The sequence below is a fragment of the Paracoccus salipaludis genome, assembly GCF_002287065.1.
Classification (GTDB): domain Bacteria; phylum Pseudomonadota; class Alphaproteobacteria; order Rhodobacterales; family Rhodobacteraceae; genus Paracoccus; species Paracoccus salipaludis.
Window position 1 is genome coordinate 242,134 of sequence record NZ_NSJZ01000002.1, and the last position, 12,179, is coordinate 254,312.

Genomic DNA, 12,179 nt, shown 5'->3' on the forward strand with positions numbered 1-12,179 from the left:
ATATTTTCACGAAGAAGAACGAACCGGCGAGTTCAGCCGATCAGCGAGGCGACCCATTCCGGGACGGTGCGGCTGGCAGGACCCTCGATCACCCGGTCGAAGCGGCCGGGCGCGGTGGCGGCGAGGTTGAGTTCCACCGTTTCCGCGCCGTTCATCGCGGCGACGTCCACGAAGCCCGCGGCCGGGTAGACATTCCCCGAGGTGCCGATGGCTGCGAAAAGGTCGGCGCGGTCCAGCGCGGCCTCGATCCGGTCCATGTGATAGGGCATCTCGCCGAACCAGACGATGTCGGGCCGGGCCTCGGGCTTGCCGCAGCGGGGGCAGGGCATCCCGACGGGCATCGTGTCGGGGGCGGGCCAGCGATGGCCGCAGGCGGCGCAGAGGGCCGAGTCGAGCCGCCCGTGCATGTGGATCACGTCCTGCGCGCCCGCGCGGTCCAGCAGGGCGTCCACGTTCTGGGTGATCAGCGTGACGCCGGGCTGGCGGCTGAGCCGCGCCAGCGCCTGATGCGCGGGGTTGGGCCGGGCCGAGGCGGCCCCCAGCCGGCGCGCGTCGTAGAAGCGCATGACCAGCGCGGGGTTGCGGCGGAAGGCCTCGGGCGTGGCCACGTCCTCGACGCGGTGCCGTTCCCAGAGCCCGTCCGAGTCGCGGAAGGTCGCAAGGCCGCTTTCGGCCGACAGCCCCGCGCCGGTCAGGACGACGATCCTCACCGCGCGCAGTAGCGTTCCGCCGTGGCCGCAAAGGTCTTGTAGCGGTCCCAGAACTGGTTGTCGGCGGCCCGCTTGGACATCCGCACGTCCTGCGCCTGCTGGGCGTTGCGGAAGAACCCGGCGGCGCGGCGCTGGTCGGCGCGCGACAGGGTCTGGTCCGCGACCTGCTGGATGCAGCCGCAAAGGCCCGGGCTGCGGGCGCCGCGGTCGGACCGGATGCAGGCGTTGTCGATGGGGCCGGCCTCGGCGAAGGGGGTGGTCAGAAGGATGGCGGCGATGGCCACGACGGGCTTCATCATCTGGTGTCTCCTCGTCCTGAATGCTGCCTTTGCGGCAGTCGTGCCTTGGTTCCGCCGGTGGTTGCGGACAGCTTCAGGAATACCATCGCCGGGGTCATGCGGCAACGAAACAGAATGCCGCAAATCCATGCATGAAGGGGCGCGCGACCGGCGCCGGGGCAGGAGGGCGGAAGCGCCGATTCGGTGACGCTATTCGACGGGAACGGCGGTGTAGCCCGCTTCCTTGATGACCTCGGCCGCCCGCGCGCTGCCCATGCCCTCGACGGTCACGGTCCTGCTGTCCAGGTCGGTGCGGGCCTGCCCCCCGGCCCTGGCGATGGCGGCCTCGATGGTGGCGGTGCAGTGGCCGCAGCTCATGTCCTCGACGTGGAACCTCATGGCGAAACCTTTCGTGCTTGACGCGAGGGGGCCAGTCTAGCATCGCCCGGGCCATGACCGCCACCAGTCCCCCGAGCCCGCTGCAGGGCGCCGCCAACCTGCGCGCGGCGGCCCTGATGATCGCCGCCATGGCCGCCTTCGCGGTCGAGGACGCGGCCATCAAGACCCTGGCCGCGAGGCTGCCCGTGGGGCAGGTGCTGGCCACGCTGGGCGTGCTGGGCATGGCGGTCTTCTGGATCATGCTCCGGCGGGCCGGGGGGCGGCTGTTCACCCGCGCCCTGCTGACCCCCGCCGTCCTGCTGCGCAACGGGGGCGAGGCGGTGGGGTCCATCGGCTTCACGCTGGCGCTGGCCCTGACGGACCTGGCCTCGGCCTCGGCGATCCTGCAGGCGCTGCCGCTGGCGCTGGTGATGGGGGGCGCGCTGTTTCTCGGCGAGAAGGTCGGCTGGCGGCGCTGGACGGCGATCCTTGTCGGCTTCGCGGGCGTCCTGCTGATCATCCGGCCCGGCGCGGCGGGGTTCCAGCCGCAATCCGCGCTGGCGCTGGTGGGCGTGGCGGGACTGGCGGTGCGCGATCTGGCGACGCGGCGGATGCCGGCGCGGGTGCCCTCGCACCAGCTTTCGGCTTCGGCCTTCGCGGCGCTGGTGCCGGCGGGGCTGGCGCTGGCCCTGGTGCAGGGGACGCCGATGCTGGTTCCCACGCGTCCCGAGGCGCTGGGCTTCCTGGGCTGCATCGCCTTCAGCGTGCTGGGCTATGCGATGATGGTCGGCGCCACCCGCGCCGGAGAGGCCTCGCTGATCGCGCCGCTGCGCTATGTCCGCCTGATCTTCGCCCTGGGGATCGCCGTCGCCGTCTTCGGCGAACGGCCGGATGCGGCGACGCTTGCCGGTGCCGCGCTGATCGTCGGCTCGGGCGCCTTCGCCATGTGGCGCGAGCTTGTGCGCAACCGCCGCCGCTGACCCCTTCCCGCAAGCCCGGCGTGGCTGTAGAAGCCGCGCATGACCCAGCTTGACCTCATCCGCAACTTCTCGATCGTGGCCCATATCGACCACGGCAAATCCACGCTCGCCGACCGGCTGATCCAGTCGACCGGCACTGTCGCCGACCGCGACATGAAGGAGCAGCTGCTCGACAGCATGGATATCGAGCGCGAGCGCGGCATCACCATCAAGGCCAACACCGTCCGCATCAGCTATCAGGCGAAGGACGGCAAGACCTATACGCTGAACCTGATCGACACCCCCGGCCACGTGGACTTCGCCTACGAGGTCAGCCGGTCGATGCGCGCGGTCGAGGGGTCGCTGCTGGTGGTCGACGCGACGCAGGGGGTCGAGGCGCAGACGCTGGCCAACGTTTATCAGGCGATCGACGCGGGGCACGAGATCGTGCCGGTCTTGAACAAGATCGACCTGCCCGCGGCGGAACCCGAGCGGGTCAAGGAACAGATCGAGGACGTGATCGGCATCGACGCATCCGACGCGGTGCTGATCTCGGCCAAGACGGGCCTGGGCATCCCCGACGTGCTGGAGGCCATCGTCACCCGCCTGCCCGCGCCCAAGGGAACGCGCGACGCGCCGCTGAAGGCGATGCTGGTGGACAGCTGGTATGACGCCTATCTCGGCGTCGTCGTGATGATCCGGGTCATGGACGGCGTGATCCGCAAGGGCGACCGCGTCCGCATGATGCAGACCGGCGCCGTCTACGGCATCGACAAGCTGGCCGTCCTGACCCCGCGCATGGTGGACATCCCCGAACTGGGCCCCGGCGAGATCGGCGTCTTCACCGCCTCCATCAAGCAGGTCCGCGACACACGCGTCGGCGATACCATCACCCATGAGCGCAAGGGCACCGAGGAACCGCTGCCCGGCTTCAAGCCCGCCCAGCCGGTCGTCTTCTGCGGCCTCTTTCCCGTGGATGCCAACGACTTCGACGCCCTGCGCGACGCCATCGAGAAGCTGGCGCTGAACGACGCGAGCTTCTCCTACGAGATGGAAACCTCGGCGGCGCTGGGCTTCGGCTTCCGCTGCGGCTTCCTGGGCCTGCTGCACCTCGAGGTCATCCGCGACCGGCTGGAGCGTGAATACGACCTCGACCTGATCACCACCGCGCCGAGCGTGGTCTTCCGCCTGCACATGAAGGACGGCGAGGTGCGCGAATTGCACAACCCGGCCGACATGCCCGACCCCATGATGATCGACCATATCGAGGAGCCGCGGATCAAGGCCACGATCATGGTCCCCGACGAGTACCTGGGCGACGTGCTGAAGCTGTGCCAGGACCGCCGCGGCATCCAGCTGGACCTGACCTATGCGGGCTCGCGCGCGATGGTGGTCTATGACCTGCCGCTGGCCGAGGTCGTCTTCGACTTCTACGACCGGCTGAAATCGGTGACCAAGGGCTATGCCTCGTTCGACTACCAGATCTCGGAATACCGCGAGGACAACCTAGTCAAGATGTCCATCCTGGTGAACGACGAGCCGGTGGACGCGTTGTCGATCATGGTCCACCGCGACCGCGCCGAGGCGCGCGGCCGCGCGATGGTGGAGAAGCTGAAGGAGCTGATCCCGCGGCACATGTTCAAGATCCCGATCCAGGCGGCCATCGGCGGCCGAGTGATCGCGCGCGAAACGCTGGCGGCCTTGCGCAAGGACGTGACCGCCAAGTGCTACGGCGGCGACGCCACGCGGAAGAAGAAACTGCTGGAGAAGCAGAAGGCCGGCAAGAAGAAGATGCGCCAGTTCGGGAAGGTCGAGATCCCGCAGAGCGCGTTTATCTCGGCGTTGAAGATGGATGGGTGAGGTGCGCGCGCGCCTTAACTAAAAAAGGGATATGGTCTGGAATGTGGCTTGTCAAAAACCAGAGTCAAATGGATGAGCTTCGTCGTTCAAGAGCTGTCCTAAGTTTGTATCTTGACCGAGCGTATTATCCATCTCGTGTCGAAAAGATTATGCGTGCAGCCCGAGCTTTTGATGCACAAGTAGGAAAAGCATGGCATTTCATGATACCTTATAAATTTGAGGGCTATGCAGTCGATGCTGTCTTCAGCGAAGAGCATTATGATTACGCTGCCACGAACCTTGCCATAAATAAGCTTGGCCTTACTTCTGCCTCCCTGCCAGCTATTGTTTTTGAGATAACGCCCGACAGGGATCATTATTTTCTTCGTCTCAACGGCCGCAGTGATGCTGGTATATTGCGCCTCATCGAATCTATCGGGGACATAGCCATTGAACTACACAGAACAGGTCCGCATGATCCAGTTCATCTTCGTCAAGATGCAGCTGGGCAAATTGCGCGCTATCTTTTCGGAGAGAGGGCGCTAAGCTTTGCCGCCAAAAGTCTCCCGGCTGTTGCGGGCCTATTGGGCATGGCGGCTAACGCGAAGGATTTAGTTTCAGCTTGAAGCACGGCAGCACGTAAGCGTTAGGTGCGTGGGGAGCACGCACCTAACGGATCACCGTCTGCCCGTGCCCGTTGCGGTCCGCCGATCTTGCGTTGGATCGAAGAGAACGCCCAGTCCTAAGGCCGCTCCACCAGCCCGTGCTTACCGGATTGAACCAGCAATACCGCAGATGCGCCGCGAGATCAGCCTCGTCGTCGATGTGATGCTTCCAGAAGCGCTGCTGCCACAGCGCGCGCTCGCCTCGTGCCACATGGCTTGGGCGCCGCGGACCCGCCTGGATCCCACGCGAGAACCGCGCCTTGATGAGGCGCCATCGCGTGGCGTAATCCGCGTCCTCCTCGGGCATCCGCCAGATGCAGTGCAGATGGTCCGGCAGCACCACCCATGCCTCGATGCCGAACGGCCGTTCGGCGCGGGTGTCGCGGACGGCTTGGCGCAGCCGCTCCACTTCCGCGACCAGCAGGTGCGATCCGCGCTGGGCCAGCGCGACCGTGAAGAAGATCGTGGCGCCAGGATGGCGCGGGCGGATGTAACGCGGCATCCCCGTAGCCTGGGGCGCGCGCAGTTAACAAAGCCTCACCGCATTGACCCGCATGAGGGTCGCGGCCCATCATTCCGGTGGTTGACCCGCCGGAGGACCCCATGACCCCCACCGCCACCGAACTCCACCACCTGCGCCGCTGCATCGAGCTTGCGGCCGAGGCGCTCGCGGCGGGGGACCAGCCCTTCGGTTCGGTCCTCGTGGCGGCGGACGGGACCGTGCTGGCCGAGGATCGGAACCGGACCGGGGGCGGCGATGCGACCCTGCATCCGGAACTCGCGCTGGCACAGTGGGCCGCCCGCCACATGACGCCAGAGGAGCGGGAGGCGGCCACCGTCTTCACCTCGGGGGAGCATTGCCCCATGTGCGCCGCCGCGCATGGCTGGGTCGGGCTGGGGCGGATCGTCTATGTCCACTCGGCGCAACAATACGCCGACTGGATGGCCGAGCTTGGTCGCGGTCCTCTCTCCGTCCGCCCCCTGCCCATCCAGGAGGTGGTGCCGGGCCTGCCGGTCGAGGGACCCGTGCCCGAACTGGCAGAGGAAATGCGCGACCTCCACCGGCGCCACTCCCGGCAGCAGTCATAGGACGGGTCACCTTGCATCCTGCACCCTGCGGTAGCATCCCCGTATGATCCCCCGCGGTGCCAGCCGCTGCGGCGGAACCCCGCAGCCCGAACCCTCGGGCTTGACGAAAGGGTAGCCTCCCGCTGATCTGGACTCCACCACAGCCAGCAAGGGAAGGGCACACCATGACCCCCGAAGCCGCTAGGGACATCCTTCTCGCCCGCCGCACCGAACTGCTCGGCAACATTGCCCGCATCGAGGACCAGCTCGACGATCCCATGCCCAAGGACTGGGAGGACGCGGCCTCGGAACGTCAGGGGGACGAGGTGCTGACCGCGCTCGGCCATTCCGACCAGGCCGAGATCCGGCGCATCGACGCGGCGCTCGCCCGGATCGAGGCGGGGGACTACGGCGACTGCGTGCGGTGCGGCAATCCCATCGCGGAAAAGCGGCTGCAGCTTCTGCCGGACACGCCCTTCTGCGCCAACTGCTCGCCCTGAGGCGGCCGTGGAACATTCGGGCCGCTGGTGCATTCCAGCCTGAGAGCCCCCTTTGCGAAGGCAACGCCATGCGTCACCCCGCCCGATACTCTGCCATCCAGATCGCGCTTCACTGGGGCGTCTTCGCCCTGGTCATCGTCCAGCTTCTCACCGGGGGGATGATGAGCGAATATTTCCGCGCCCTGATGCGGGCCGAAGACGGCCGGCCGATCATGGGCAACGCCGTCTGGCACATGGTGTCGGGCATCGCGATCCTGATCTTCATGCTGACCCGGCTGGCCCTGCGCTTCACCCATGGCGCGCCGCCGTCCAAGGCGGATTCGCCCGGCTGGGACAAGGTGCTGTCCAAGCTGAACCACTGGCTGTTCTATGTGGTGCTGATCGCCATGCCGGTCGTGGGGCTGGCCGCCTATCTTATCCCCAGCCGCGCGATGGGGAACCTGCACGAGAACACCGTGCCGGTCCTTCTGGCGCTGGTGGCGATGCATCTGGCGGGGGTTGTCTATCACCAGTTCATCCGCAGGGACGGGCTGATCCGGCGCATGACGCGGCCCGAGCAGGGGGTGGAACGGGTGCCCCCCGTCAATCAGCGCCGCCGGGGCTGATCTGGATCAAGGCGAGGCCCGCCGCCGTGCGTTAGGCGGGCCTGAACGAGACGAAGAGGTTGGGCGATGTCGCGGCTGTTCCTGTTTCTTGCAATGATGTCCGTGCCCACGCTGGCGGGCGTCGGCGTCATCATCATGCTGACGCTCGGCTATTACGACTGGCGCGCGATGCTGTCGGCTGCCGTTGTCGGCGCGGTCGGGGGCTTTTTGGTCGCCTGGCTGGTCGCAAAGCGCATCCAGGCGACCGACCCCAAGGACAGCCTCTGACGCTCAGCCGTTCAGGAAGTCCGCGACCCGGGGCGTGACCTGCCCCGGCTTTTCGGCGTGCAGCCAGTGGCCGGTGCCGGGGACCGCCTCGATGACGGCCTGCGGGAAGAACTCGCGGATCGCGTCCTCGCCCCGGTCGGTCACGTAATCGCTGTCGCCGCCGCGCAGGAACAGGGCGGGGCCGTCGAAGGGCGTGCCGCCCCCCGGCCAGCCGGTGAGGTTCTCCATGTTGGCGCGCAGGGCCGCGAGGTTCATCTTCCAGCGCGGCGGGCTGGCCTTGAGGTCCAGCGATTGCAGCAGGAAGGCGCGGACGCTGTGGTCGTCCAGTTGCTGGGCAAGAAGCGTGTCGGCGCCGCTGCGGCTGGTGGCGCTGGCGACATCCGTGGCTTCCAGCGCCTCGATGATGCCGTCCTGCGTGTGGCCATAGGCGAGCGGGGCGATGTCCAGGACGGCCAGCCGCCGGACCATGTCGCCGCGCGTCAGCGCCAGCCGCATCGCCGCCTTGCCGCCCATCGAATGCCCGACGACATCCGCCCGACCGCCATGCGCCGAAATCACCTCGGCCAGGTCGCCGGCCAGCGCGTCATAGTCGTGCCGGTCGTCCCAGGGCGAGTCGCCGTGGTTGCGCATGTCCACGGCCAGCACCTGCCGCGTTTCGGACAGGGCGCGCGAGATCACGCCGAGGTTCCGCGCCTGCCCGAACAGGCCATGCGCGACAAGGACGGGGGGCAGGGGACCGGGCTGGCCCGTGACGGTGAGCGACAGTTTCATGCGGGCGATGCTAGCCCGTCTGGCGAAGCGCCCGCAAGCGACCTATCCTTTCGCCCGATCCGGAAGGGCAGGGGACAGGGGAATGGCGCAGGACGACGTGCGGGCGATGGCCGACGAGGTGGCGGTGCTGATGGCGCAGCGGCTGGGCGGCGCGCGGCGGGGCACGCAGCCGGACCTTGCCACCATGCTGCGCCGCCGGGGCCGCGCCCTGCCGCGCCGCCAGCGCCGCGCGGCGGAGCTGCTGGCCCGGGCGCAGAAGCAGGCGGCGACGCCAAGGCTGGCGCGGCAGGTGGACGGCACGGCCGCCGCCAGGGCCCATGCCGAACTGATCCGCTATCTTCGCCCGCTGGGGGCCTCGGCCCGCTGGCAGGAGGGGGCGCTGAACGTGGCCGCCGCCGTCATGCTGGGGCTGCTGCTGGTCGGCGCCATCGCCGTCTGGATCATGGTCCGGCGCGGGATGATCTGAAGGCGGTGGCAGGGCGGTGACGATGCCTGCGAGGCACGCGCCCTGCGATTGCGCGCCCGGGAAGATGGACGCGCCGGACGGTCCGGCGCGCCTTGGTCCTTACAGCCCCTCGTAAAGCGGGAAGCGCGCGCAAAGCGCCTTGACCTCGCCCGCGACGCGGGCCTCGACCTCGGCATTGTCGTCCGGGCCGTTGGCGGCCAGGCCGTCCACGACCTCGACGATCCAGCGGCCGATCTGGCGGAACTCCTCCTCGCCGAAGCCGCGCGTGGTGCCTGCGGGCGAGCCCAGGCGGACGCCCGAGGTCACGGTCGGCTTTTCCGGGTCAAAGGGGATGCCGTTCTTGTTGCAGGTGATATGCGCGCGGCCCAGAGCATCCTCGGTCTGGTTGCCCTTCACGCCCTTGGGCCGCAGGTCGACCAGCATCAGGTGCGTGTCGGTGCCGCCGGTCACGATGTCCAGCCCGCCCTTCATCAGCTCGTCCGCCAGCGCCTGCGCGTTCAGGACGACCTGCTTGGCATAATCCTTGAACTCGGGCCGCAGCGCCTCGCCGAAGGCCACGGCCTTGGCGGCGATCACATGCATCAGCGGGCCGCCCTGGATGCCGGGGAAGATCGCCGAGTTGATCTTCTTGGCGATGTCGGCGTCGTTCGTCAGGATCATGCCGCCACGCGGCCCGCGCAGCGTCTTGTGCGTGGTCGTGGTCGCCACATGCGCGTGCGGGAAGGGCGAGGGGTAAAGCCCCGCCGCCACCAGCCCCGCGAAATGGGCCATGTCCACGATCAGCCAGGCGCCGACCTGGTCCGCGATCTGGCGCAGGCGGGCAAAGTCGATGATGCGCGGAATGGCCGAGCCGCCGGCGATGATCGCCTTGGGCTTGTGTTCGTTCGCAAGCGCCTCGACCTGGTCATAGTCCAGCAGGCTGTCCTGCTTGCGCACGCCGTATTGCACCGCGTTGAACCACTTGCCCGACTGGTTGGGCCTGGCGCCATGGGTCAGGTGCCCGCCCGCGTCGAGGCTCATCCCCAGGATGGTGTCGCCCGGCGTCAGCAGCGCCTGGTAGACCCCCTGGTTCGCCTGGCTGCCCGAGTTCGGCTGGACGTTCACGAAGTCGCAGCCGAACAGCTGCTTCGCGCGGTCGATCGCCAGGTTCTCGGCGATGTCCACGAACTCGCAGCCGCCGTAATAGCGCTTGCCCGGATAGCCCTCGGCATACTTGTTCGTCATCACCGAGCCCTGCGCTTCCAGCACCGCGCGGCTGACGATGTTTTCCGAGGCGATCAGCTCGATCTCGTCGCGCTGGCGGCCCAGTTCCTTGCGGATCGCGTCGAAGATCTCGGGGTCGCGGGTGGAAAGGGCTTCGGTGAAGAATGCGCTGTCGGTCATGGAGTCCTCCGGGCCAGGGTCAGCGCCCTGTTAGCCACTTTGCGCCGGTCCTTCCAGCGCCTCGGCGCTGCCGAGGCTTGCCAAGGGCCGGGCGGGGTGCATGGATGCGCCCCATGACCGCGATCCATTTTGCCGCCAACGAGACCGATGTCGCCCAGAATGCCCTTGGCCGGCTGATGGAGCGTTACGGACAGGCCCCCGCCACCCGCGCCGACGTGGTGGTGGCGCTGGGGGGCGACGGCTTCCTTCTGTCCACGCTGCGCCAGAACCTCGGGCGTCCGGTCTACGGGATGAACCGGGGCACCGTGGGCTTCCTGATGAACAGCTACGACGAGGACGACCTGCCCGACCGCATCGCCCATGCCGAGGAAACCGTCATCAACCCGTTGTCGATGGTGGCTGGCGCGATCGACGGCGACGAATACCGGGCGCTGGCGATCAACGAGGTGTCCATGCTGCGCGCGGGTCCGCAGGCCGCGCGCATCCGCATCAGCGTGGACGGCCGCGTGCGGATGGAGGAGATGGTCTGCGATGGCCTGCTGGTGGCGACGCCGGCCGGATCGACCGCCTACAACTATTCGGCCGGCGGGCCGATCCTGCCGATGGGCTCGGACGTGCTGGCCCTGACGGCGCTGGCCCCTTTCCGCCCGCGCCGCTGGCGGGGCGCGATCCTGCGCAACGATTCGGTGATCCGCATGGACGTGCTGGACCCCCGCAAGCGCCCCGTCATGGCCGATGCCGACGCCAAGCAGGTGGACCGCGTGCTGTGGGTCGAGATCCGCACCGAGCCGCGCATCGCCCACCGCCTTCTGTTCGATCCCGGCCACGGGATGGAGGAGCGGATGCTGCGCGAACAGTTCACCTGAGGCGCTTCGAACCCGTCACGGGGGCGGGAAGGCCAACCTCGCGTAATGATGTCTGAGGGGCAGGTGCCCTAGGGGTCGGGATCATGGCGGTCCGTGCCCAGTCCCATGCCCATGCCGCCGCCCATCCCGCCGCCGCCCATGCCGCCCTCGCCCATTCCGCCGCCGCCTCCACGACCGCTGCCGCCGCCTTCGCCCCGGTTGCGGCTGCCCGCGCCCGTCGCGGGCCGGGCAGGGCCCTGGGGTGGAATGGCAAGGCTTGTGGGCACCGGGTCAAGGTCCAGCGCCTCGCGGATGAAGTTGCGCAGCAAGACGACAAGCTCCTGCGTGTGGACCCTCCGGCCCTCGACCAGTTCGCGCGCGGCGCGCTCGGCCAGGCGCACCTGCTCCTCGGTTCCAAGCAGCAGGATGTCGGACAGCGCGGCCTCGACGGCGTCGCGGATGCGGCGGCGGCGGTCGGCGCCCGGGCTGTCGGGTGCGTCGGGGGCACCGTCCTCCTCGGCCATGCGCTGGCGCAGGTCGCGCAGGTGGGTGGGGTCCACCGAAAGCTCGCCCGTGAATGACCCGCCGAGCGTCTTGTAGGCCGCGATCAGCAGCTTGAGCCGCTCGTTGATCTGCCGGTTCATCCGCTCGCGCCGCGCCTGAATGGTGAACATCAGAAGCAGCCGGATGCCGATTCCGATCAGCGCGAACAGCGCCACGCCGATCACGGCGGACAGGAAGTCGTTCCAGGAGGTGATGCTGATGCCGCGCATGTCGCCCAGGGCTTGCTACGCCTCCGAACGCGCGGCCGGGTGGCGCGTTCCGGGGCGGACCCTCAGCGCAGCCCGGCTTCTTCCAGCAGGCCCTTGCGCTTGGCCTCGTAGTAATAGCCGCGCGAATACCACTTGACCGCGGCGTCGTGGTTGCCGTCCGCGACCAGGTAAGCGCCTCGCAGGTATTTCACGCCGTATTTCAGGTTCGTCTCGGCATCCAGCAGCCCCTGGGGCGAACCGCTATACCCCATGCCGCGCGCGGTCGCGGGCGCCATCTGCATCAGCCCGTAGTAGCGGCCGTTGCGGGCGCCCGGGCGATGCCGGCTTTCGCGAATGACGACGCGATGGACGAGGTCCTCGGGCACGCCATAAAGGGCCGAGTACTTGCGGATCAGCGCGCGCAGCTCGGGAGTCTCGTTGGGGTGCAGATCGGCTTGAGACACACGCGGCTGGGCCAGGTACATCCGCTCCGACTTGCCGCCGCCGCTGCCGCAGGCCGCGAGAACTGTCACCAGCGCAAGCGCACTGAGGCGGGTTATGGTTCGGGTCATCACTGTCCTGCCGGATTCTGGTTATGGCTGCGCCGGACGATAGCCGCACATCACCCTCGCGCCAGCGGCAAAGCGGACCGCCGCCACGGCCGGCCATTCCATCGGCAAGAAAACGCCGAAG

At 68.2% G+C, this 12,179-nt stretch carries 17 protein-coding genes; 9 read left to right on the top strand and 8 right to left on the bottom strand.

What is annotated here, in order from left to right:
* Nucleotides 1-32 precede the first annotated feature (32 nt).
* The 3 genes from CK240_RS03815 to CK240_RS03825 all read right to left on the bottom strand — a co-directional run bounded on the left by CK240_RS03815 (nt 33) and on the right by CK240_RS03825 (nt 1,387).
* Nucleotides 33-710, bottom strand: coding sequence for an NAD-dependent deacylase (locus CK240_RS03815; protein ID WP_095639001.1), 678 nt, complete (start codon nt 708-710; stop codon nt 33-35).
* The gene (locus CK240_RS03820; RefSeq protein ID WP_095639002.1) at nt 707-1,009 is read right to left on the bottom strand and encodes a hypothetical protein; all 303 of its coding nucleotides are present in this window, start codon (nt 1,007-1,009) and stop codon (nt 707-709) included. The genes CK240_RS03815 and CK240_RS03820 overlap by 4 nt, the downstream gene beginning before the upstream one ends.
* Before the next feature lie 189 nt (nt 1,010-1,198).
* Nucleotides 1,199-1,387 carry a heavy-metal-associated domain-containing protein gene (locus CK240_RS03825; RefSeq protein ID WP_095639003.1) on the bottom strand — a complete coding sequence of 63 codons (189 nt, stop codon included), beginning with the start codon at nt 1,385-1,387 and terminating at the stop codon, nt 1,199-1,201.
* A 53-nt stretch (nt 1,388-1,440) separates the two neighbouring features.
* Between CK240_RS03825 and CK240_RS03830 the strand changes: the two genes are divergently transcribed.
* From CK240_RS03830 to CK240_RS18155, 3 genes are read left to right on the top strand one after another with little or no spacing between them, the layout of a single operon-like run.
* Nucleotides 1,441-2,346, top strand: a complete 906-nt coding sequence (locus CK240_RS03830; RefSeq protein ID WP_095639004.1) for a DMT family transporter — start codon at nt 1,441-1,443, stop codon at nt 2,344-2,346.
* 39 nt (nt 2,347-2,385) lie between these two features.
* Nucleotides 2,386-4,185 carry a translation elongation factor 4 gene (lepA, locus tag CK240_RS03835; protein ID WP_095639005.1) on the top strand — a complete coding sequence of 600 codons (1,800 nt, stop codon included), beginning with the start codon at nt 2,386-2,388 and terminating at the stop codon, nt 4,183-4,185.
* A 41-nt stretch (nt 4,186-4,226) separates the two neighbouring features.
* Complete coding sequence (locus CK240_RS18155; protein ID WP_135058787.1) at nt 4,227-4,790, top strand: hypothetical protein; 564 nt, start codon at nt 4,227-4,229, stop codon at nt 4,788-4,790.
* Nucleotides 4,791-4,833: 43 nt separating this feature from the next.
* On the opposite strand, the gene CK240_RS03840 is transcribed toward CK240_RS18155, so the two are convergent.
* Nucleotides 4,834-5,331 carry an REP-associated tyrosine transposase gene (locus CK240_RS03840; RefSeq protein ID WP_240517273.1) on the bottom strand — a complete coding sequence of 166 codons (498 nt, stop codon included), beginning with the start codon at nt 5,329-5,331 and terminating at the stop codon, nt 4,834-4,836.
* A 101-nt stretch (nt 5,332-5,432) separates the two neighbouring features.
* Here CK240_RS03840 and CK240_RS03845 point away from each other — a divergent pair, with 101 nt between their 5' ends.
* The 4 genes from CK240_RS03845 to CK240_RS03860 all read left to right on the top strand — a co-directional run bounded on the left by CK240_RS03845 (nt 5,433) and on the right by CK240_RS03860 (nt 7,269).
* Nucleotides 5,433-5,918: a nucleoside deaminase gene (locus CK240_RS03845; RefSeq protein ID WP_095639006.1), complete on the top strand. Its 486-nt coding sequence runs from the start codon at nt 5,433-5,435 to the stop codon at nt 5,916-5,918.
* Nucleotides 5,919-6,082: 164 nt separating this feature from the next.
* Entirely contained in the window at nt 6,083-6,397 is a 315-nt protein-coding gene (locus tag CK240_RS03850) for a TraR/DksA family transcriptional regulator (RefSeq protein ID WP_095639007.1), read from the top strand.
* Nucleotides 6,398-6,465: 68 nt separating this feature from the next.
* On the top strand, nt 6,466-7,002 hold the full coding sequence (locus CK240_RS03855) for a cytochrome b (protein WP_095639008.1): 537 nt from the start codon (nt 6,466-6,468) through the stop codon (nt 7,000-7,002).
* Nucleotides 7,003-7,068: 66 nt separating this feature from the next.
* The gene (locus CK240_RS03860) at nt 7,069-7,269 is read left to right on the top strand and encodes a hypothetical protein (RefSeq protein WP_095639009.1); all 201 of its coding nucleotides are present in this window, start codon (nt 7,069-7,071) and stop codon (nt 7,267-7,269) included.
* Between the two features lie 3 nt (nt 7,270-7,272).
* Here CK240_RS03860 and CK240_RS03865 read toward each other — a convergent pair whose 3' ends face one another.
* Nucleotides 7,273-8,040, bottom strand: coding sequence for an alpha/beta fold hydrolase (locus CK240_RS03865; RefSeq protein WP_095639010.1), 768 nt, complete (start codon nt 8,038-8,040; stop codon nt 7,273-7,275).
* An 82-nt stretch (nt 8,041-8,122) separates the two neighbouring features.
* Here CK240_RS03865 and CK240_RS03870 point away from each other — a divergent pair, with 82 nt between their 5' ends.
* A complete protein-coding gene (locus CK240_RS03870) occupies nt 8,123-8,506 on the top strand; it encodes a hypothetical protein (RefSeq protein ID WP_095639011.1) in 384 nt (127 codons plus the stop codon).
* 99 nt (nt 8,507-8,605) lie between these two features.
* Here the strand turns inward: CK240_RS03870 and glyA are convergent, their stop codons facing one another.
* Nucleotides 8,606-9,889, bottom strand: coding sequence for a serine hydroxymethyltransferase (gene glyA / locus CK240_RS03875; protein ID WP_095639012.1), 1,284 nt, complete (start codon nt 9,887-9,889; stop codon nt 8,606-8,608).
* A 113-nt stretch (nt 9,890-10,002) separates the two neighbouring features.
* Between glyA and CK240_RS03880 the strand changes: the two genes are divergently transcribed.
* The gene (locus tag CK240_RS03880; protein ID WP_095639013.1) at nt 10,003-10,755 is read left to right on the top strand and encodes an NAD kinase; all 753 of its coding nucleotides are present in this window, start codon (nt 10,003-10,005) and stop codon (nt 10,753-10,755) included.
* Between the two features lie 68 nt (nt 10,756-10,823).
* Here the strand turns inward: CK240_RS03880 and CK240_RS03885 are convergent, their stop codons facing one another.
* Nucleotides 10,824-11,507, bottom strand: a complete 684-nt coding sequence (locus tag CK240_RS03885) for a hypothetical protein (RefSeq protein WP_095639014.1) — start codon at nt 11,505-11,507, stop codon at nt 10,824-10,826.
* A gap of 62 nt (nt 11,508-11,569) precedes the next feature.
* Complete coding sequence (locus CK240_RS03890) at nt 11,570-12,058, bottom strand: lytic transglycosylase domain-containing protein (RefSeq protein ID WP_095639015.1); 489 nt, start codon at nt 12,056-12,058, stop codon at nt 11,570-11,572.
* Between the last annotated feature and the right edge of the window lie 121 nt (nt 12,059-12,179).